The sequence below is a fragment of the Algoriphagus sp. 10J20-15 genome (assembly GCF_055809615.1).
The window spans coordinates 28,531-49,195 of record NZ_JBVVUG010000040.1; the positions used below are offsets into that span (position 1 = coordinate 28,531).

At 43.4% G+C, this 20,665-nt stretch carries 18 protein-coding genes and 1 pseudogene; all 19 read right to left on the bottom strand.

What is annotated here, in order from left to right; genetic code table 11:
• Nucleotides 1–7: 7 nt before the first annotated feature.
• Nucleotides 8–457: a YybH family protein gene (locus tag AC0L6R_RS17195; RefSeq protein WP_473272299.1), complete on the bottom strand. Its 450-nt coding sequence runs from the start codon at nt 455–457 to the stop codon at nt 8–10.
• A gap of 61 nt (nt 458–518) precedes the next feature.
• Nucleotides 519–1,022, bottom strand: coding sequence for a hypothetical protein (locus tag AC0L6R_RS17200; RefSeq protein ID WP_473272300.1), 504 nt, complete (start codon nt 1,020–1,022; stop codon nt 519–521).
• 18 nt (nt 1,023–1,040) lie between these two features.
• On the bottom strand, nt 1,041–1,211 hold the full coding sequence (locus AC0L6R_RS17205; RefSeq protein ID WP_473272301.1) for a hypothetical protein: 171 nt from the start codon (nt 1,209–1,211) through the stop codon (nt 1,041–1,043).
• Between the two features lie 169 nt (nt 1,212–1,380).
• Nucleotides 1,381–1,701, bottom strand: a complete 321-nt coding sequence (locus tag AC0L6R_RS17210; protein WP_283411734.1) for a 2Fe-2S iron-sulfur cluster-binding protein — start codon at nt 1,699–1,701, stop codon at nt 1,381–1,383.
• Between the two features lie 15 nt (nt 1,702–1,716).
• Nucleotides 1,717–2,724 (bottom strand): annotated as a pseudogene (locus AC0L6R_RS17215) (NAD(P)/FAD-dependent oxidoreductase).
• A gap of 58 nt (nt 2,725–2,782) precedes the next feature.
• Entirely contained in the window at nt 2,783–3,232 is a 450-nt protein-coding gene (locus AC0L6R_RS17220) for a MarR family winged helix-turn-helix transcriptional regulator (protein ID WP_283411736.1), read from the bottom strand.
• A gap of 149 nt (nt 3,233–3,381) precedes the next feature.
• Complete coding sequence (locus AC0L6R_RS17225; protein WP_473272302.1) at nt 3,382–4,644, bottom strand: replication-associated recombination protein A; 1,263 nt, start codon at nt 4,642–4,644, stop codon at nt 3,382–3,384.
• A gap of 109 nt (nt 4,645–4,753) precedes the next feature.
• Nucleotides 4,754–5,128: a gliding motility-associated C-terminal domain-containing protein gene (locus AC0L6R_RS17230; RefSeq protein ID WP_473272304.1), complete on the bottom strand. Its 375-nt coding sequence runs from the start codon at nt 5,126–5,128 to the stop codon at nt 4,754–4,756.
• On the bottom strand, nt 5,082–9,395 hold the full coding sequence (locus AC0L6R_RS17235; protein WP_473272339.1) for a COG1361 S-layer family protein: 4,314 nt from the start codon (nt 9,393–9,395) through the stop codon (nt 5,082–5,084). Before AC0L6R_RS17235 ends, AC0L6R_RS17230 begins: the two co-directional genes overlap by 47 nt.
• A gap of 41 nt (nt 9,396–9,436) precedes the next feature.
• Nucleotides 9,437–14,263 carry a DUF7507 domain-containing protein gene (locus AC0L6R_RS17240; RefSeq protein ID WP_473272305.1) on the bottom strand — a complete coding sequence of 1,609 codons (4,827 nt, stop codon included), beginning with the start codon at nt 14,261–14,263 and terminating at the stop codon, nt 9,437–9,439.
• A 46-nt stretch (nt 14,264–14,309) separates the two neighbouring features.
• Nucleotides 14,310–16,220: a DUF7507 domain-containing protein gene (locus AC0L6R_RS17245; RefSeq protein ID WP_473272306.1), complete on the bottom strand. Its 1,911-nt coding sequence runs from the start codon at nt 16,218–16,220 to the stop codon at nt 14,310–14,312.
• Nucleotides 16,187–16,690, bottom strand: a complete 504-nt coding sequence (locus AC0L6R_RS17250) for a DUF7507 domain-containing protein (protein WP_473272307.1) — start codon at nt 16,688–16,690, stop codon at nt 16,187–16,189. Before AC0L6R_RS17250 ends, AC0L6R_RS17245 begins: the two co-directional genes overlap by 34 nt.
• Nucleotides 16,677–17,840, bottom strand: a complete 1,164-nt coding sequence (locus AC0L6R_RS17255; RefSeq protein ID WP_473272340.1) for a DUF7507 domain-containing protein — start codon at nt 17,838–17,840, stop codon at nt 16,677–16,679. The genes AC0L6R_RS17250 and AC0L6R_RS17255 overlap by 14 nt, the downstream gene beginning before the upstream one ends.
• A 100-nt stretch (nt 17,841–17,940) precedes the next feature.
• Nucleotides 17,941–18,873, bottom strand: coding sequence for a DUF7507 domain-containing protein (locus AC0L6R_RS17260; RefSeq protein WP_473272308.1), 933 nt, complete (start codon nt 18,871–18,873; stop codon nt 17,941–17,943).
• Nucleotides 18,840–19,085 carry a DUF7507 domain-containing protein gene (locus AC0L6R_RS17265; RefSeq protein ID WP_473272309.1) on the bottom strand — a complete coding sequence of 82 codons (246 nt, stop codon included), beginning with the start codon at nt 19,083–19,085 and terminating at the stop codon, nt 18,840–18,842. The genes AC0L6R_RS17260 and AC0L6R_RS17265 overlap by 34 nt, the downstream gene beginning before the upstream one ends.
• Nucleotides 19,086–19,095: 10 nt before the next feature.
• Nucleotides 19,096–19,347, bottom strand: coding sequence for a hypothetical protein (locus AC0L6R_RS17270; protein WP_473272341.1), 252 nt, complete (start codon nt 19,345–19,347; stop codon nt 19,096–19,098).
• Nucleotides 19,348–19,382: 35 nt separating this feature from the next.
• Entirely contained in the window at nt 19,383–19,622 is a 240-nt protein-coding gene (locus AC0L6R_RS17275; RefSeq protein ID WP_473272344.1) for a DUF7507 domain-containing protein, read from the bottom strand.
• 36 nt (nt 19,623–19,658) lie between these two features.
• Complete coding sequence (locus AC0L6R_RS17280) at nt 19,659–20,366, bottom strand: DUF7507 domain-containing protein (protein ID WP_473272311.1); 708 nt, start codon at nt 20,364–20,366, stop codon at nt 19,659–19,661.
• Nucleotides 20,296–20,664, bottom strand: a complete 369-nt coding sequence (locus AC0L6R_RS17285) for a DUF7507 domain-containing protein (RefSeq protein ID WP_473272312.1) — start codon at nt 20,662–20,664, stop codon at nt 20,296–20,298. The genes AC0L6R_RS17280 and AC0L6R_RS17285 overlap by 71 nt, the downstream gene beginning before the upstream one ends.
• Nucleotide 20,665: the final 1 nt, after the last annotated feature.

The window sequence follows — 20,665 nt, forward strand, 5'->3', positions numbered from 1 at the left end:
ATGCAAATCAGCCACCTGCAGGAAGCATATTCCGAATAGCGGAAATTTTCCATTGCCCGGTCTCTGTCACCACGACAAAGGTGCTCCACATTTTTCTGACAGTCCCATCTCCATTTTTGATCTCATAGCGAGCATCAACTATGGCCGCATCAGGATCCAGAAAACGAATAGACTCTACCTTTAAGGTTCTATCACCAGGATTAGAGGTAGAACTCTCCATCATTCCTTGCACTGCTTCAGCGAGGCCCTTTCGCCAAACTCCAGAGGAAACCAGCTGATCTACATCTTCTATTAATATTTCCTTCAGCAACACTGTGTCCTTTGTCTCCCTAGCTTTGGAATAAGAACTGATCAGGTCTATGATCTCTTGGGATTCGCCTTTTGTATCGATTGGATTTTGACAAAAAGCGGAGGAGGTGATGAGGAAAATGGAAATTACAAATAGGTAGATTTTCATGTGAATTAACTTTTTATTCTATCAATATTAAAATTGAGGGATTAATCCTCAAAACTTCATTCTAGCAACCACAATAAGCGCTGACGATCCAACTTTCATTTTCAAGCATAATCTGATAATAGCAACCAACTTCCCTATCAATAGGACCATAGGTTACACCATCCTCGTACCATTCATTTGGAATCTCTGTTAAATCAGCATAGTATATTTTCTCAATCCAATTTTTTAGGTCAGCTATGTCAACTTTAGGCAAAATTAATTCAGTAGTTAACCCACCTGCTTCATCACATTTATAAGAATAATAACATATCCCAAACTCAAAGTTTTGTCTAAAAGAACAAATCCCATAATCAGGATAATCAAAATTCCTTATTTCGAGCTTTTTTGATTCTACTTTATAATTGCGAGTTAGGTAGAGATAAAATATATCCTCTACAAAATCACTTTTAGCTAAATCTGCTTTTAGTTCTTTGATATTAGGGTCGATAAAGCTAAATTTTTGCGAATAACTCAATAGAGGAAATATCACAGCTATTAATAAAAGACCTAAAAACTTTCTACTCATATTTGAAAACAATACGTTTTAAATGAAATCTTTCTTCAATTCCTCATCAGAAATGAACTCACCTCTATCTGAATCAGCAATACGCTTTTCAAGATCTTCTACAAAAAGTAATTTCTCGATCAACTCTTCCCTAGACATTTCTTCAGGAAATTTCTGAATATACTTTAGCAATTTCGTCTTCGTGATCATAGCTTTTCAGTTTGAAGTAATTTACACTTTTCTAAAATAAAAATCGAGTCCAGCTTCTGGAGAAGCAGGACAACTGTGTACTCTGCGTAAACTTTGCGATCTCAGCGGTAAAAACACCAAAAGCCACCCATTGCTGAGTGGCTTTAAGAATATTCAAAACAGTAATCGCTTACTGATCTTCTCCTCTTAGTTTGAGTACAGAACCTTCCAATACATCTCCGATCCGGATTTGGCAAGCCAAACGTGAAGTAGGAAAGTACTCTGGTAAGTTTTCCAACTGATCCAATTCAGGATCCGTGGCCTGACCCAATTCATCCTTGCCTTCCAACACTTCGATGTGGCAGGTTCCACATAGTGCCATACCTCCACAGGTAGCCAAAATCGGATATTCGTATGCTTTGAGAATTTCCATCAGATTGAAGCCCATATCATCTGGCGCTTCGCATTCTTGACGATTTCCTTCTTGATCTTCTACAGTGAAATTAACCATGCTGCAAAAATAGTATTAAAATGAATTTACACCGTTAACGGTTGTGTATTTGAAGCTCAATTTCTGATCAGGATACACATATTTGAAAGCAGAATGCATCATGATCGCCGCTTCGTGGAATCCACAAAGAATCAATTTCAGCTTTCCAGGCATAAGTATTGATATCACCGATCGCGTAGATTCGGTCAACTCCAGTAGAGTAATCTCGCGTATCTACTTCGATCGCATTTTTATCTATACTCAATCCCCAGTCAGCTATCGGCCCAAGCTTTGGACTCAAACCAAATAGTGGGATTAAATAATCAGTTTCAATCTTGATTTCTGCTTTGCTCTTATCTACAAAAGTGACAGATTCCAAGGTGCCATTCCCAGATACTTCTTTCAAATTGGATGAAAGAATCAAATCAATTTTACCATTATTTGCCAGGTCAAATACCTTAGCAGCGGAATCAGGTGCCCCACGGAAAGTCTCATTCCGGTGAACCAAGGTTACTCTTTTGGCAACTTTAGAAAGGAAGATAGTCCAATCCAAAGCAGAATCTCCGCCTCCGGCAAGAATTACATTCTTATCGCGGAAAGTTTCAGGATTTTTCACCATGTAAGTAATTCCTTTTCCTTCGAAAAGCTCCAAGTTCTCTACTACTGGCTTTCTAGGCTCAAAACAACCCAAACCACCAGCAATCACAATCACCTGAGCATGAACTTTTGTTTTGTCGCTAGTTGTCACGATAAAAGATCCATCTTCCTGCTTATCCAAGTGGTCAACTCGCTCTCCTAAGGTAAACGTCGGGGAGAAAGGCTTTGCCTGCTCCATCAGATTGTCCACCAAATCCTGTGCATTTACTTCCGCGATATCCTGGAATATCATAAATAGGCTTTTGCGGATAAATCTCCGAAAGCTGACCACCCACCTGAGGCAGGGCATCAATAAGATGACAACGCATTTTGAGCAAACCAGCTTCGAAATACTGCAAATAGGCCTACTGGGCCGGCTCCGATAATACAAAGGTCTGTATGGATCATGATGTATGAAATTTGGGGTGCTTCCCCGGTTAAAAGTTTCCTTTTTCTTTAAACTTACTTATTGACCAAGCGACTCACCATTGAGATTCTGATAAATCGTATTGAGAATCCGCTTAAACTCCTCGAAATCATGGGGACTTAAATTCTCCCATGCTTTCTCTCTAATCTGAAGAATCTCCGGCCGTAAAGAACTCACTTTCGAAACTCCGGTTTCCGTCAAATGCAACTGAAAACTACGACGGTCCTGCGGATGTGGCACTCGCTCCACATACCCCTTTTTGCAAAGCAAATCGATAATACGTGTCAGCGTAGGATGATCTTTAAAGACCAAATTCGCCAATTCTGTTTGACTTAAGAGGTCATTTTCAGATAGGTTTTTCAACACCAACCATTGATCAACGGTCACATCAAAATCTCCTGATTTGAACTGCTGCTGAGCATATTGCTTCACTTTTCGGGCCGTACGGTCCAATAGAAATGAATACTTAGAATATTGCTCTTGTGTCATACCAATAGTTAGTGTGACAAATATATAAAAAATTTAATCGGGCAATACAATTCTCTATTATTTTTATAGGGTTTATAGACTTTAGTATTGGAAGATTGAAAAATTGGAAAATTTGAAAATTGAGACTTGAATTTGAAAATTGAAAATTCTCAATACCCATATTTCCCTTGCCACTTCGAGCTAAGGTATCTTCTCAGCTCATTTTCCCGAGCATTTTCTCCTGGATCATACAGTTTCAACCCTTTGATTTCATCTGGCAAAAACTCTTGATTCACAAAGTTCCCAGGGAAGTCATGGGAATACTTATAGGCTTTTCCATAGTTCAAATCCTTCATGAGTTTGGTTGGAGCATTTCGCAAATGAAGTGGTACAGAAAGATCGCCCTTCTCTCTTACCAACGCCTGGGCTTGATTGATAGCCATGTAAGCAGCATTGCTTTTCTGCGAGCTCGCCAAATAAGTAACGCACTGGGAAAGGATAATTCTGGACTCTGGATAGCCGATAATCTTAACCGCCTCGAAGCAATTTGTAGCCAAAAGCAAGGCATTTGGGTTGGCATTCCCTATATCTTCTGAAGCTAAAATCACCAATCTTCGAGCTATAAATTTCACGTCCTCTCCTCCTTCGATCATCCTTGCTAACCAATAAACCGCTGCATTCGGATCAGACCCACGGATGGATTTGATAAAAGCAGAAATAATATCATAATGCTGCTCTCCCGATTTATCGTAAAGTGCCACTTTTTGCTGCGCGATCTGCATCACTTTTTCATCGGTAATTATACAGGGATCTTCATTTATCCCATCAATTACTATTTCCAACAGGTTCAATAACTTTCGCCCATCTCCTCCTGAAATACGAAGGAGCGCATCGGTTTCCTTCAGCTCTACTTTGATTTTCTTCAACTCAATATCCTGCTCTAATGCCTGATGGATCATCGCTTCGAGTTCTGGTTTACCCAGTGAATTCAAAGTAAAAACCTGGCATCTTGATAGTAGTGCTGCATTTACTTCGAAAGATGGATTTTCTGTTGTAGCACCTATTAATCGAATTACACCCTTTTCCACAGCTCCCAAAAGCGCATCTTGTTGGGACTTATTAAAGCGATGAATTTCATCAATAAAGAGAACCACTCCTTGTTGAAACTTTGCTTTTTCGATTACCTCACGAATGTCTTTTACCCCAGAACTTATAGCACTTAGCGTGTAGAAAGGCGCTTTTATTTCATTTGCTATGATATTGGCAATGGTAGTTTTCCCAACACCCGGCGGGCCCCAAAGGATCAAAGAAGGCACATTTCCGGATTTGATCGCTTTAAATAAAAATGACTTGGGAGAGGACAAATGCTCCTGTCCGATTAGATCCTCCAATCGGGTTGGTCGCATACGTTCTGCAAGAGGGGTGTTATTCATTTAGTAGCTGGTCTTAGGAATGCAAGATACTAGACAAAAAAGAAAGGCCCGTGAAGGCCTTTCTAATTTTACGACAAACATTGTCGAGTGTACTCTTTGACTAGTGGACTTAATCCTTGATTACCTGGATCCATCCTTTGAATTCATGCTTGCCTCCATCCTTATCTACAGTATTTAAAATGTAGAAATAGGTTCCGGCGACTTGACCTGGGGCATCCCAATCGTTTTGGTAATCTTCAGTCTCAAAGACATGATCACCATATCTATTGAAGATGACAATGTCGTTGCTCACAAACTTGCCAAGTCCCTGAATCACAAAGGTGTCATTATCTCCATCCACAGTAGTCGGTGTGATTACATTCGGAATATGGAATGGTAAGATTTCATTTACGTCATCATCTTGATTATCCATTTCGTCAGTATCTGTTTCACTTGAGCTAACTTCTGCTACGTTCGTAATGATACCTGCATCTCCTGCTTTCAACTCTAATGCGAATTATCAGTTCTGCATCTGCTGAGAATAATGGCATAGCCCAGGTGATTCTGCTTCCAGTGACCGAAGTGGTAACCACAGCATTGCTACTATTGGCTGTCACCTCAGAGCTCAGATAAGTTACGTTTTGAGGGAGATCATCAGTCAATAATACTTCAGTCGCATCTACTCCACCGATGTTTCGGATGACTACTTCATATTCGAATTCATCACCTTCAAATATTTCTACATCGAAAGAAGTTTTCTCAACTGAGAGATTGACCTCATCATCTACTAAGTAGCAACGCAAACCATAATCGAAGTCGAAATTAGAAGGACTGTCTTGAGAAACAGTACCATACTGCACGATATCGGTAGTGACTTCACAAACCAACTTATTAATTTCATCCCGCTCAGTAAGTCTACCACTAGGATCTGGCAATACTTTCACCAATCCAGATGCACCTAACTTGAGGCCTTGAGCATCGAAAATAGGATCAGTTACCAAAGTCACCTCATATTCTCCGTATGGATCAGCCTGTGGCAACACGTGTTTCCAATTACCAAACTGACCTACAGTAGCCATAGCTTCGTAGCCATTTGGACCTTTGATGGAGATATTTTGACCAGCAGGGTTCCCAAAACCAGCTTTATTCAATTCACCTTCATTTTCAGGACCCTCATAGCTTCCGTCACCATTTAGATCAAACCACTCCCAATTAAAGATATTAATTGGAACTCCAGGGGTAATAACATTCTGGGTGACTTCATCGTCTCCATTGGCATCATACCATTCGTTTTGGATAGCATCTCCATTCAGATCGTACCACACATATCCACTTATAACCGGATTAAATGAAGGCCCATCACCTGTCTTGGCATATCTAAAGTCATTTGGACTATACACACATGCCTCAACTTTCACCTCAGCTGTATCTCCATCAACTGGTCTTAAGTTTTGGCTACTAAGAAGGTTCCCGTCCAGAACTTTAACAGTGTAATTTCCCTCAGCTACATTTCTGAAAATATACCTACCCGCACCGTTCGTTAATACAATCAAGGTGTCACCTTGAGTATCAGCATTCGGAATCAACACCACTGGGACATTTGGCAATGGTTCTCTTTCTATAACAGTAAAGATCTCCCCTGTCACCAATGTCTCACCATTACACAACAATGCTGTTTCTGCATCGTCTTCGTCTGTGAGATCTTCACCTCCATCTGGATCAGGTGCCGTCACATAAGCTGTATTGATAATCGTTTCACCTGCTGCGATATCTTCGGAAGTTACCGTGTATGAAGTTATAAGGAAAATAGATTCTCCCGGCGCCAAGCTGGTTAGCGTACTATCCAATCCAGTGAGCGGGTCAGTCACCTCGACATCTTCCAATGGCACATTTCCTATATTTGTCACAGTCAAAGTATAAGTTATGACTTCGCCCACTACAATGACAGCCTCTTTATCGGCCTCTTTGACAATCTGGATTGCAGGCATCTTCACCACTGTTATAGTAGTACCATCTCCGCCATCGACTTCATTTCCGTCAGGATCTTTACCTGATGCAGACGCAAAATTGGTGATACTACCTGCTTCGATATCTTCCTGAGTAACTGTATAACTAGTCTCATAAGTCACTGATTCACCTGGAGCCAAAGTTGGTAGTATCTCTACCATTCCTGTCAAAGGATCAGTAATTAATACATCAGTCAAAGTTTCATTACCAGTATTGGTAATCACAATAGTATAAGGTATCACCTCCCCAACTTCAGAGTAAGTCTCAACTCCAGCCACTTTAACTACACTCAGACCTGGAGCATCTGTTCCCGGAACAATCACCGAATCCGTACCATCAGTCTCACCGCCATCAGGATCTGTTCCTGTTGCTGTCGCAATGTTGGTTACTTCTCCGTTGTCAACGTCTTCCTGAGTCACCGTGTAAGTAGTCGTCACCGTGGCTGATTCGCCTGGTGCTAATGTCCCTACATTTTCATCCAGTCCTGTCAACGGATCTGTTACCGTCACGTTTGTTAAGGTCACGTTTCCGGTATTCGTCACCACAATGGTGTATGGAATCTCCTCACCTGCTTCTACGTAGGTTTCGACATTTGCTACTTTCTCCACTGTTAAGCTTGGTGCATCCGTTCCCGGAACGATCACCGAATCCGTACCGCCAGTCTCTCCTCCGTCTGGATCTGTTCCTGTTGCTGTTGCAATGTTTGTTACTTCTCCGTTGTCAACGTCTTCCTGAGTCACCATGTAAGTGGTCGTCACCGTGGCTGATTCGCCTGGGGCCAATGTCCCTACATTTTCATCCAGTCCTGTCAACGGATCTGTTACCGTCACGTTTGTTAAGGTCTCATCGCCGGTATTTGTCACCACAATGGTGTATGGAATCTCATCTCCTACTTCTACGTAGGTTTCAACGTTTGCTACTTTCTCCACTATTAAGCTTGGTGCATCCGTTCCCGGAACGATCACCGAATCCGTACCGTCAGTCTCACCACCATCAGGATCTGTTCCTGTTGCTGTTGCAATGTTTGTTACTTCTCCGTTGTCAACGTCTTCCTGAGTCACCGTGTAAGTGGTCGTCACCGTGGCTGATTCGCCTGGGGCCAATGTCCCTACATTTTCATCCAGTCCTGTCAACGGATCTGTTACCGTTACATTAGTCAAGGTCTCATTGCCGGTATTTGTCACCACAATGGTGTATGGAATCTCGTCTCCTGCTTCTACGTAGGTTTCGACATTTGCTACTTTCTCCACTGTTAAGCTTGGAGCATCCGTTCCCGGAACGATCACCGAATCCGTACCGCCAGTCTCTCCTCCGTCTGGATCTGTTCCTGTTGCTGTCGCAATGTTGGTTACTTCTCCGTTGTCAACGTCTTCCTGAGTCACCGTGTAAGTGGTCGTCACCGTGGCTGATTCGCCTGGGGCCAATGTCCCTACATTTTCATCCAGTCCTGTCAACGGATCTGTTACCGTTACGTTTGATAAGGTCACATTGCCGGTATTCGTCACCACAATGGTGTATGGAATCTCGTCTCCTGCTTCTACGTAGGTTTCGACATTTGCTACTTTCTCCACTGTTAAGCTTGGAGCATCCGTTCCCGGAACGATCACCGAATCCGTACCGTCAGTCTCTCCTCCGTCTGGATCTGTTCCTGTTGCTGTCGCAATGTTGGTTACTGCTCCGTTGTCAACGTCTTCCTGAGTCACCGTGTAAGTGGTCGTCACCGTGGCTGATTCGCCTGGGGCCAATGTCCCTACATTTTCATCCAGTCCTGTCAACGGATCTGTTACCGTTACATTCGTCAAGGTCTCATTGCCGGTATTTGTCACCACAATGGTGTATGGAATCTCGTCTCCTGCTTCTACGTAGGTTTCGACATTTGCTACTTTCTCCACTGTTAAGCTTGGAGCATCCGTTCCCGGAACGATCACCGAATCCGTACCGTCAGTCTCACCGCCATCAGGATCTGTTCCTGTTGCTGTCGCAATGTTGGTTACTTCTCCGTTGTCAACGTCTTCCTGAGTCACCGTGTAAGTGGTCGTCACCGTGGCTGATTCGCCTGGGGCCAATGTCCCTACATTTTCATCCAGTCCTGTCAACGGATCTGTTACCGTCACGTTTGTTAAGGTCACGTTTCCGGTATTTGTCACCACAATGGTGTACGGAATCTCCTCACCTGCTTCTACGTAGGTTTGGACATTTGCTACTTTCTCCACTGTTAAGCTTGGTGCATCCGTTCCCGGAACGATCACCGAATCCGTACCGTCAGTCTCTCCTCCTTCTGGATCTGTTCCTGTTGCTGTCGCAATGTTGGTTACTTCTCCGTTGTCAACGTCTTCCTGAGTCACAGTGTAAGTAGTCGTCACCGTGGCTGATTCGCCTGGTGCCAATGTCCCTACATTTTCATCCAGTCCAGTTAATGGATCTGTTACCGTCACGTTTGTTAAGGTCACGTTTCCGGTATTCGTCACCACAATGGTGTATGGAATCTCCTCACCTGCTTCTACGTAAGTTTCAACGTTTGCTACTTTCTCCACTGTTAAGCTTGGTGTATTAACAGCATTTACTAGCGCCTCATCTTTATCATCCACTGTTTCCATTTCTGGGTCAGACCCCACCACATAGGCCACATTTAGGAAACTTCCATTATCTATATCATTCTGTGTCACCGTATAGTTTGTGGTGGTAGTAAATGAATCTCCTGGAGTAAGGGTTCCAAAGTTCTCAGTGTATCCAGTTAAAGGATCGGAAACTTTCACTGCTGTCAATGTAACATTACCAGTATTTGTAATTACCAGAGTAAAAGGTATCACATCCCCTGCTCATCATAGGAGGTCACATTGGTTGATTTCTCGATATCTATTTCCGGATCCTGAACCCCATCTATTGTAGTTCCATCTCCTCCATCAACCTGACCTCCGTCTGGATCTGTACCTGTTGCTGTTGCGAGGTTGGTGATGCTACCATTGTCAATATCCTCCTGAGTGACGGTGTAGTCCGTTGTTATTGTCACCGATTCTCCAGGCTCCAATGTGCCCTCATTTCTGGAATACCCAGTAAGGTTATCATCAACCATAACGTTTGTCAATGTGACATTACCAGTGTTAGTCACCACAATGGTGTATGGGATCACTTCCCCTACTTCATCGTATGTACTGAGGTTAGCCACTTTCACTACACTCAATGCAGGAGATTGAGTACCTTGAACTAAAGCATCATCTGTGTCATTCACTCTTCTATTTATCGGCGTTCTTCCCTCTGCTGTCACGGTATTCAACACTTCCCCATTGTCCACATCTTCCTGAGTCACAGTATAAGTGGTTGAGAATGTCTGGGATTCTGATGGTTCCAATGTGTCTATCTCCACCTCCATACCAGTTAGCGGATCTTCAACCGTTACATCTGTAAGGGTCACGTTGCCTGTATTGGTCACCACAACGGTGTAAGTCAATATATCCCCTTCCTTATTGTACTCATCAGTAGTTGCTGTTTTCTCAACAGAGATTTCCCCTCTTCTTTGACCCAATACCACCGCTCGGTCATTGTCTCTCAATATTCTGCCAGCAGGGGTTGTGCCTTCTGCGGTAGCATTATTAACTATCCTACCCATGTCCAACTGTTCCTGAGTGGTTGTGAGGACAGTTGTTCTTTCTAGGCTTTGTCCCGGTGTCAGCACTGGTATCACTGCATCCAAGCCCGTCAGCGGATCTTGCACGTGGACATTCGTAAGCGTCACATTGCCTGTATTGGTAAGAGTCAGCGTATAAGTAATCTCATCACCAGCTTCATCAAAGAGATTCGGGGTTGCCCTCTTAGTAATCTCCAGACCGGAAGCTCTCCTAGCTACTACGGTAGCCTCATCCTGATCAGATACAGCTTTCTCATTAATATCTACAGCTGACACACTTGCCGTATTGGTGAAGAAGCCGTTGTCCAGATCATCCTGAGTCACATCTCTACTTAGGTTGTACGTGACAGATTCGCCAACCCCAAGGGAAGCCACTGTAATTGGTTCATCCAATACTAGTGGATCGGAGATCACTACATCGTAAAGCTCCAGATTCCCCACGTTGCTCACTACGATTTCATAATCGATCGTCTCCCCAGCTTCGTCATAAGTAAGCGGTGTTGCAGTTTTCTGTATTTCTATGCCCGGCTCTCCATCGGCAAAAACCCTGACCTTGTCATCATCTTCCACGGTGGAATTATCCGGCGCAATTCCTTCAACCAACACGGTATTCAGCACGTTTCCATTTTCCAGGTCCTGCTGAACTATCGTGTAGCTTGTGGTGAAGTTCAATACCTGACCTGGTGCCATGATATCTATGTTCTCAGAATAACCTGTCAATGGATCTTCAAGAGTTACTCCAGTCAAGGTTACATTGCCCGTATTGGTCACTACTATCGAATAGACAATATCCTGGCCCACTGTATCGAATATTCTAGGTGCGGCAGTTTTTGTTACCTGAATTGCTGCCGCTTGAAGGGCAAGAACAGTCACATCATCCTCATCTTCAACTTCATCTTCGGCAGGAGTAAATCCGCGTACGGTGGCCGAATTGTATACCTTTCCGGCATCTAACTCTTCCTGGCTGATTGTGTAGGTTTCCGTAAGAGTGGCTGTTTCCATTGGGGAGAGTTCCCCTACATTCTCACTCAAACCGGTCAACGGATCTATCACCGTTACTTCGGTAAGCGTAACATTCCCAGTATTGGTCACCAACAAGGTATAGGTAATCACATCGCCTACTTCATCATAACTGGTTACATCCGCAGACTTGTCAAGATCTATCTCACCTCGCTGATCCGCTGTAATAATTACCTCGTCCTCATCTTCAACTTCCTCTTCCTCAGGGTCAACACCTGTGGCGATAGCATTATTTATCACCTCACCGTTGTCGACATCTTCTTGGGTAATCGTGTAGCTGGTCACGACTGTCACGGATTCTCCCGGTGCCAAAGTGCCAGTACCCACTGTCTCATCCAATCCGGTCATCGGATCTTCTACCGTCACACCAGTCAAGGTCACATTACCTGTATTGGTCACAATCAACTCATAATTGATTACGTCACCGGCTGCGTCATAGGTCTGAACGTCGGCAGATTTCACCACTTCAATCGAAGGATCCTGTATCGCTTCAATGGTAGTCCCATCTCCACCATCTATTATGTTTTCGTCAGGATCAGTACCGGTCGCTGTCGCAAAATTGTCTCTGCTGCCATTGTCCATATCGTCCTGGGTAATGGTGTATGTGGACGTCAATGTCACCGATTCCCCTGGAGCAAGTGTGCCCACATTCTCTTCTAAGTCTGTCAATGGATCTTCTACCGTCACATCGCTCAGGGTCACATTTCCGCTATTGGTCACCACTAGGGTGTAAGTGATCTCATCACCCGCTTCTACATAGGTAGGCTGTCCGGCAGTTTTCTCCACTGTTAGCGACGGGGTTTTGATTCCCGGAACAATCTCCTCTGCCTCTGCATCCACTTGGGTGTTTTCCGGGTCTGTACCGGTCACGGTCGCACGGTTGGTCACTTCTCCAAGATCCACATCTTCTTGAGTCACCGTATAATTCGTCGTCACCGTGATGGATTCTCCAGGTGCCATGGTGCCGAAGTTTCTGGTCAAGCCCGTGAGGTCATCTGCTCCGTTGACATTAGTTAAGGTTACGTTACCCGTATTGGTTACAACCAAAGTATATGGGATCACATCTCCAGCTTCGTCGTACTCGGTAACGTTCGCATCCTTGGTCAGGCTAATTGATGGCTCCTGAGTTCCGTCCACATCAACTCCATCTTCCCCGTCTGTCTCTCCACCATCAGGGTCTGTGCCTGTCGCTGTTGCAATGTTGGAAACTGTTCCGGAATCCAGATCATCCTGAGTAACGATGTAAGTTGTTTCGATTAATACAGATTCACCTGGAATTAATGTGCCTACGTTTTGATCCAATTCAGTTAATGGGTCAGTCACTGTGACATTTGTCAAGGTTACATTTCCAGTATTTTCCACAGTGATGGTGTAATTCAGCTCATCACCGACTTCTACGTAGGTAGTTTCCTGAACAGTCTTCACAACTTCAATTTCAGGATTTTTAATACCATCTATAGTCAGATCATCTGTACTATCTACCTCATTTTCTTCTGGATCAAGCCCCACTACATTTGCAGTATTTTCGATAAATCCTCTATCTACATCTGCCTGAGTGACGGTGTAGCTGACAGATATCGTAGCTGTCTCGCCCGGTGCCAACGTACCAAAGTCTCTGCTAGAACCGGTTTTAGGATCACTGGCGACTACATTGTCTAATGACACATTTCCGTCATTGGTTACCAAAACAGTATAGTTGATCACATCCCCTGCTTCATCGTATTCCTCCACATCTGCAGATTTTACGAGCACAATCGATGGTTCCTGAATAGCCCTGATTACCGCTGTGTCCACATCAAAAATATTTACATTTTTAGGAGTAGTGCCTCTAGTGCCTGCTATGTTAATGTACTGTCCATTGTCGAGATCTACCTGAGTTATTGTATGAGTCGTCTCAAAGGATTCTATATCACCTGGAGCCATAGTGGTAATAACTTCATCAAGGCCTGTTCTCGGATCTTTGACCAATACATTACTTAAGGTCACATTTCCAGTATTTGTCACTGTGATGGTGTAATTAGCCACCTGATTTACTTCAGTATAGGTAGAGATATCTGCAGATTTTTCAATCTCAATCTGTCCATTCTGAATAGCTGTAACTTCCTCATCGTCCTCTGCTTCAACTATTCTGCTAGCTGGTGTAACACCTGTGGCTGTAGCCGTATTGACATACAAGCCTGCATCTACATCTTCTTGACTGATCGTGTAAGCGGTAGAAAGAGTCTCTGACTGTCCTGGCTCAAGCGTGCCCACATTTGCAGTAAAATCAGTATTTGGATCAGTGACAGTTACATTGGTCAAAGTCACATTACCTCTATTCGTCACCACCAATGTGTAAGGAATGACATCCCCTTCAGAATCGTAAGTTTTCACATTTGCCGTTTTCACTAGGGAAATAGCTCCATTTCGTAGTGCAACTACCACCGCATTGTCCGTCACCAATATCTCGCGCCCCTTAGGTGTAGTCCCTGTAGCAGAAGCTGTATTGCTGACAAAGCCTGCATTCATATCTGCCTGCGTAATCGTGTAATTCTCAGTGTAGGTTCTGCTTGCTCCAGGAGCCAAACTACCCACAGCTACTTCCATTTCCGTCAGCGGATCAGATACAGTAACATCACTTAGGGTCACATTACCACGGTTTCTGATCACAATAGTATAGGTAATCTCATCCCCTGCTTCCCTGTATAGTCTTGGACTAGGAGTCTTGTCTATTGTCAGAGATCCTGCGGTCAATGCTGTGACTTTCGCATCATCTTCATCAGTCACAGTCTCTCCATTACTTGCCTGACCAGATACAGAAGCAATATTTGTGATGCTTCCATTATCCATGTCTAATTGGGTAACCGTATAGCTGGTATTTCTGATGGCAATATTACCAGGAGCTAGTGTCCCCACATTCTCCGTATAGCCTGTCAAATCATCAGTAATGACAACATCTTCAATGGTCAAGTTACCAACATTGGTGACTGTCAACGTATAAGTAATCACCTGACCTGCTAATCCATATACTATCGGAGAAGCTGTCTTAATTATCTCAATACCTGGAAGTACCTCTTCTAAACACTATGACATCATCCGTGTCAGTTAGTGTTTCATTAGTTGGAGTTTCTGCAGTTACAGTGGCTGTATTTACTAATCTTCCAGCATCTACATCTTCCTGTGTGATGGTATAGGTTGGATTGAAAGTAATGCTTTCTCCAGGCAATAGCGGCCCAAAATCCTCATCCACTTCCAGTCTGCTATCTACAAGGTTAAGGTTAGTCAAAGTCAGATTACCAGTATTAGTCACTGTTAAAGTGTAAGTAATCACATCGTCTGGTGCATCAAAGATTCTAGGCGTGGCAGTTTTTGTCAATTGAACAGCACCACTCTGCAAAGCAACCACCTCCACAGCATCCTCATCAGTCACATTCGGTCCTGTAGGAGGAGTGCCAACTACATTAGCATCATTGGTCACAGACCCATTATCTACATCTTCCTGCTCAATGGTGTAAGTAGTAGTATACACCATAACTTCATTCGGAGCTAGATTCGGAATCACCTCTTCCATCCCAGTGAGTGGATCCGTAACGATGACATTGGTCAAAGTCACATTACCCGTATTGGTCACTGTCACGGTGTAAGTAATCACATCATCTGCAGCATCATATGATGCTACATCGGCCACTTTCTCAATTAGTATAGCAGGGCTTTGCTCAGCGATGACTGTCACCATGTCCTCATCCGTAACCACAGCTGGATTTGGGGAAGTAGCCGTTACGCTGGCAGTGTTGTCTCTTTGTCCACTATCCACATCGTCTTGAGTCACGGTATAGTTTCTGCGAATTGTCACAGATTCATCCGGAGCCAAACTTGCATAAGTCTCATCCAATCCTGTAAGCGGATCCGTAACCTGAGCGTTTGTCAACGTTACATTGCCAATATTCTTGATAACTATCGTATATCTAATGACATCACCTGCCTCATCATAGGTAGAAACATTGGCGGTTTTGGTCAATTGTATTGCTCCTTCCTGAATAGCAATTACAGTCACATCATCACTATCCTCAACCTCCAAACCATTCGGGTCCAGTGCGGTAACAGTAGCAGTATTGTCTATTTGCCCTGCATCTACATCCGCTTGAGTCACAGTGTATGGGAATTCTTTGGACAGACTGGCTCCAGGAGCTAAAGTCACAATAGGTTCATCCGCACCTGTCAAAGGATCTGTGACTTGTAGTGTATTCAGCGTAACATTTCCAGTATTGGTAATAGTCACGGTGTAAATAATCACTTCTCCAGCCTCAGAATATTCGGCTTTATCCGCCTCTTTCACCAAGTCAATTTCAGGTGTTTGATCAGCTTCCACAGTGACAGAATCATCATCTTCTACGATTTCACCTTTAGGAGTTGTACCAGTAGCAGTGGCAGTATTATCCACTTGTCCCACATCCAAATCTCCCTGATCTACTGTATAAACTGCAGTATAGGTCCTAGATTCTCCAGGTGCCAAAGTCTGAATTGTTTCAGTCAAACCAGTCAAAGGATCAGTAACTTCTACATTAGTCAGCGTGACATTTCCTGTATTTTCTACTAGGATAGTATAAGTAATCTCATCATTAACTGCATCGTAAGTAGCTACATCTGCAGTCTTAGTAACAGTGATCTCTCCATTTTGAATCGCGGTGACTAACTCATCGTCAGAATCAGTTACAGTTCGATCAGCCGGAGTATTACCTCTCACCGTAGCCGTATTTGGCAATTCTCCATTATCCAGATCTTCCTGAGCAATGGTGTAAGTAGTAATAAAGTCTACAGACTCTTCAGGAGCCAAACTTTCTACAGTTACGCTATATTCTGTAAGCGGATCTGTGATTACCACATCCGTCAAGGTCACGTTTCCTGTATTCGTGGCTGTGAGTGTATAGGTAATTACATCTCCAACAGCATCATAAGTCGTAAACACTCCGTTCTTCTAGTAAGCGATATATTCGCTGATCTTCTCGCCAATACAACAGCATTGTCCGTATCAGAGACGGTATTGCCAGGAGGCGTTGTACCTGAAGCAGTAGCTACATTGACGATCAATCCATCATCCACATTTTGTTGGGTGACGGTGTAAGAAACAGTATATACCTCAGAGTCGCCTGGAGCCATCGTCGGAATAGTCTCCGTAGTCTCTGTCAGAGGATCTGTTACTTCTACATTGGTCAAAGTCACATTTCCTGTATTAGTGACAGTTAACCTATATTCGATCACTTCATCTGCGGCGTTATAGAATCTCTGAAGTGGCGTTTTGTCAATGGTGATAGCACCTGATCTTTTCGATAATACCCGTGCATTATCAGAATCAGTTACTGTTCTGTTAGTCGGAGTAAGCCCAGTGGCAGTAGCTGTATTAAGTACCAATGCTGCATCAACATCATCTTGATCCACGATATATGAAGTAGTATTCGTAGCACTTTCTCCAGGCGATTAATGTTCCAACTTCCCATTCTAGACTTGTCAGAGGATCGGTCACTACCACATCAGTCAAGGTCACATTTCCTTCATTGGTGACAACAATAGTATAAGTCAACTCATCTCCCGATTCATCAAAGGTCAGTTGATTTGCTTTTTTATCTATTCCAATTGCCCCAGATCTCAATCCTTGTACACTGGCATTGTCAGTATCATTTACAACTCTTAAATCTGGATCTGTTCCTCTTACAGAAGCTGTATTGACAATCACACCATTCTCCAGGTCCTCCTGAGTGGCTGTATAGGTAGTCGTTATGGTAGAACTTTCGCCTGGTGCCAAAGTCCCCAGATTTTCATCAGTGTCAGTAAGTTCATCTAGAATGGTGACATTATTCAATGTCTCATTTCCAATGTTAGTGACTGTGAGTGTGTACGTGATCACTTCACCAGCTTGGTCAAAAGTATTCGGTGATGCAGTTTTCGTGATTTCAATTGCAGGTGTTCCGATCACATAAACCCTTGCATTATCCGTATCCTCTACTTCCTCACCTTCAGGAGTAATTCCAGTAGCCCTTGCTGTATTGACCAGATTTGTATTATCTACGTCTTCCTGAGTCAACGTATAAGTGGTCGTGAATGTCTGGCTCTCACCAGGCGCCATGGTGTCAATTGTCTCATTGAAGCCAGTCAAAGGATCAGTTACTTCCACATCTTCTTCCAATGTCACATTTCCAACGTTAGTCACCACTATCGTATAAGTGATCACTTGCCCGTCTTCATTGAAGAATTTAGGATTGGAGGTTTTCTTCACTTCAATTGCACCATTCTGGATAGCGATGATTTGTTCATTGTCACTATCCTCCACCTCATCATCATAAGGGGTTGTTCCTGTTGCTGTAGCTACGTTATTTACAAAGCCAGTATCTACTTCCTCTTGACTTACGGTATAAGTGGTCGTGAATTGCTCAGAATCACCTGGCACTAGAGTTGGAACAATTTCAGATAGACCAGTCAAAGGATCTATGACTTCCACATCAGTTAAGGTAACATTACCCACATTGGTCACTTCCAGTGTATAGGTGATTATTTGATTTGCGGCGGTATAGATTTGGCGAAGCCACTTTATTAAATCTCTATACCTGCAATCTGATTTGCTTTGGAAGTCACTTCATCATCGTCAGTCACTTCCTCATCATTCGGATCAGTTCCGACTACATTTGCTACGTTTAGTATTCTCCTCCATCTACATCAGCTTGAGTTACGGTGTAGCTAGTTTGTCCTTCCTTACTTTCATTTGGAGCAAAAGATCCTGCATTGTAAGCAAGCCCTGTCAACGGATCAGTCACCGTTACATCAGTCAAAGTGACATTACCTGTGTTGGTCACTTTCAAGGTGTAGAAAATCACATCTCCAGCAGCATCATAGGTAGTTTGCGCTGTAGTTTTCACTATTTCTATTTGCGAAAGCTGAATACCTTCAATCGTCAGATCATCGGTATCAATGACTTGTGAATTCTGAGGAGAGGTGCCTTGAGCAGTTGCTTGATTGTAAATAGAACCATTATTTACATCTTCCTGAGTCACAGTGTAGTTTCCTTTCGCATCAGCAGATTCACCAGGAGCCAAAGTCCCAACGTTAGTATTGACTGGAATCAACGGATCATTCACAGTAACATCTTCTAGCGTGACATTTCCTGTATTTGTCACTGTCATGGTGTAGCGAATCACATCTCCAGCAGCATCGTAATCCGACACATTTGCAGATTTCTCGATGGTAATTTCCGGATCTAACAACGCTGTTACCGTTTCATCATCCTCATCTTGAGCCAAACTATTGTCTGGAGCAGTACCTGAAACTCTTGCGGTGTTGTCCACGGCACCTGCGTCCACATCTGCCTGAGTAATTGTGTATCGTGTAGTACCTGTTTGGATTTGACCTGGAACGAACGTACCTAGATTTCTATCCAAAGAAGTCAATGGATCTTTCACGGTCACATTTTCCAGTGTAACGTTTCCTGTATTTTCTACTACCAACGAATAAGTAATCACTTCTTCAGGAGTTTCGTACGTGCTAGGACTTGCAGTTTTCGTGATACTGATCAATGGACTTTGTACCCCGATCACTGTCACTTCATCGATATCCTGAACCTGGCTGCCCATCCGGAGCATATCCTCGGGCACCAGCCTGGTTGAATACCCGTTCCATTATCCATGTCATTCTGAGTCACAGTATAAGTCTCTGTAAACACTTTGGATTCTCCCGGATCAAGAGAGTCGATAAATCCACTCAATCCGGTAAGGTTATCTATTCCATAAATTCTGGAAAGTGTCACATTACCTGTATTGGTCACGGTAATGGTATAAGTAATCACTTCTCCAGCTTCAGAATGGGTCGCCCTCTGCTACTTTTACTAATTCTATAGCTGGTGTCTGCACACCTGTTACGGTTACTGAATCATCATCTTCAACGATCTGATCCGTAGGAGTGCTACCTGTGGCAGTGGCAGTATCACTTGTCCAGCATCTAGATCGTCCTGATCTTGAGTGTAAACTACCGTATAAGTTCTTGTTTCTTCCTGGTGCTAAAGTGGCTACATTTTCAGACAAATCTGTCAGAGGATCTGAAACTTCCACATCAGTCAAAGTAACGTTTCCTGTATTTTCTACTATTACGGTATAGGTAATCTCATCTCCACCTCATCGTAGCTAGTCACATCAGCAGACTTGGTCAAGTTGATCTCACCTGATTGAATCGCCGTCACTAGTTCATCGTCGGAATCTGTAACCGCTCTGTTCGCAGGTGACTGTCCTGTCACACTTGCTGTATTTGGCAAGTTGCCACTATCCAGATCCTCCTGTATGATGGTATAAGTAGTGGTGAAAGTCTGTGTTTCTGCTGGCGCAAAAATCTTCTATCCTCTCACTAAACTCTGTCAATGGATCCGTTACTTCGACATCCGTAAGGTTACATTTCCTGTATTTGTAACAGTTAAGGTATAAGTAATAATATCCCCTACTTCGTCATAGGTCGTTACATTTGCCTCTTTGCTGATCTCAATAGCAGCAGCTCTTCTTGCCAGAACTATTGCATTGTCTGTATCAGAAACATTCCTGTCTGCTGGTGTTGTCCCTGAGACAGTAGCCACATTAAGTATAGTTCCTCTATCCACATCGGCTTGGGTCACTGTGTAGGAAACAATGTATGTTTCTACCGCATCTGGTGCCATGCTCGGAATAATGATACTGAAGCCAGTTAGTGGATCCGTTACCTCCACATTTGTCAGCGTCACATTCCCTGTATTGGTAATGGTAAGTTCATATTCTATCTCTTCACCAGCTTCGCTATAGGTCCTTTGAAGTGGTGTTTTATCTATAGAAATTGATCCTGCTCTCTTAGAAATCACTCGTGCATTATCCTGATCGGTTACTACTCTTCCCGAAGGAGTATTTCCAGTAACTGTAGCTTCATTGTATACTAAAGCGGCATCGATATCGTCTTGATTAGTGATGTAAGAAGTCTGCTCAACTTCAATTTGCCCTGGAATCATTTCACCTATATCCCAAGTAAGGCCAGTAAGCGGATCAGTCACTTGTACATCTGTCAAAGTCACATTTCCGGTATTGGTTACCGTGATCGTGTACGTTGAGCTCATCTCCCGCATTGTCAAAAGTTAATTGATCGGCAGTTTTATCAATGCTGATTGCTCCTGCACGTAAACCTTGTACTTGTGCATCATCTGTCGCAGTTACGACTTCCAAATCAGGATCCAGACTGGTTACTGTAGCAGTATTTATTACAAATCCCTGATCCAGGTCATCCTGAGTCACATCGTAGGTAACTTGAATGGATGTGCTTTCCTCCGGTGCCAAGGTGCCAACATTTTCATCTGTATCTGTAAGTGGATCAGTGATAGTCACATCAGTCAGTGTCTCATTCCCGATGTTTGTCACT

Bases quoted from the DNA above. Each gene is read 5' to 3' on its own strand.
- AC0L6R_RS17200 (WP_473272300.1), bottom strand. From the start codon at position 1,022: ATGAGTAGAAAGTTTTTAGGTCTTTTATTAATAGCTGTGATATTTCCT.
- AC0L6R_RS17280 (WP_473272311.1), bottom strand. From the start codon at position 20,366: ATGAGCTCAACGTACACGATCACGGTAACCAATACCGGAAATGTGACT.
- AC0L6R_RS17260 (WP_473272308.1), bottom strand. From the start codon at position 18,873: ATGGGCAGCCAGGTTCAGGATATCGATGAAGTGACAGTGATCGGGGTA.
- AC0L6R_RS17195 (WP_473272299.1), bottom strand. From the start codon at position 457: ATGAAAATCTACCTATTTGTAATTTCCATTTTCCTCATCACCTCCTCC.
- AC0L6R_RS17220 (WP_283411736.1), bottom strand. From the start codon at position 3,232: ATGACACAAGAGCAATATTCTAAGTATTCATTTCTATTGGACCGTACG.
- AC0L6R_RS17210 (WP_283411734.1), bottom strand. From the start codon at position 1,701: ATGGTTAATTTCACTGTAGAAGATCAAGAAGGAAATCGTCAAGAATGC.
- AC0L6R_RS17205 (WP_473272301.1), bottom strand. From the start codon at position 1,211: ATGATCACGAAGACGAAATTGCTAAAGTATATTCAGAAATTTCCTGAA.
- AC0L6R_RS17225 (WP_473272302.1), bottom strand. From the start codon at position 4,644: ATGAATAACACCCCTCTTGCAGAACGTATGCGACCAACCCGATTGGAG.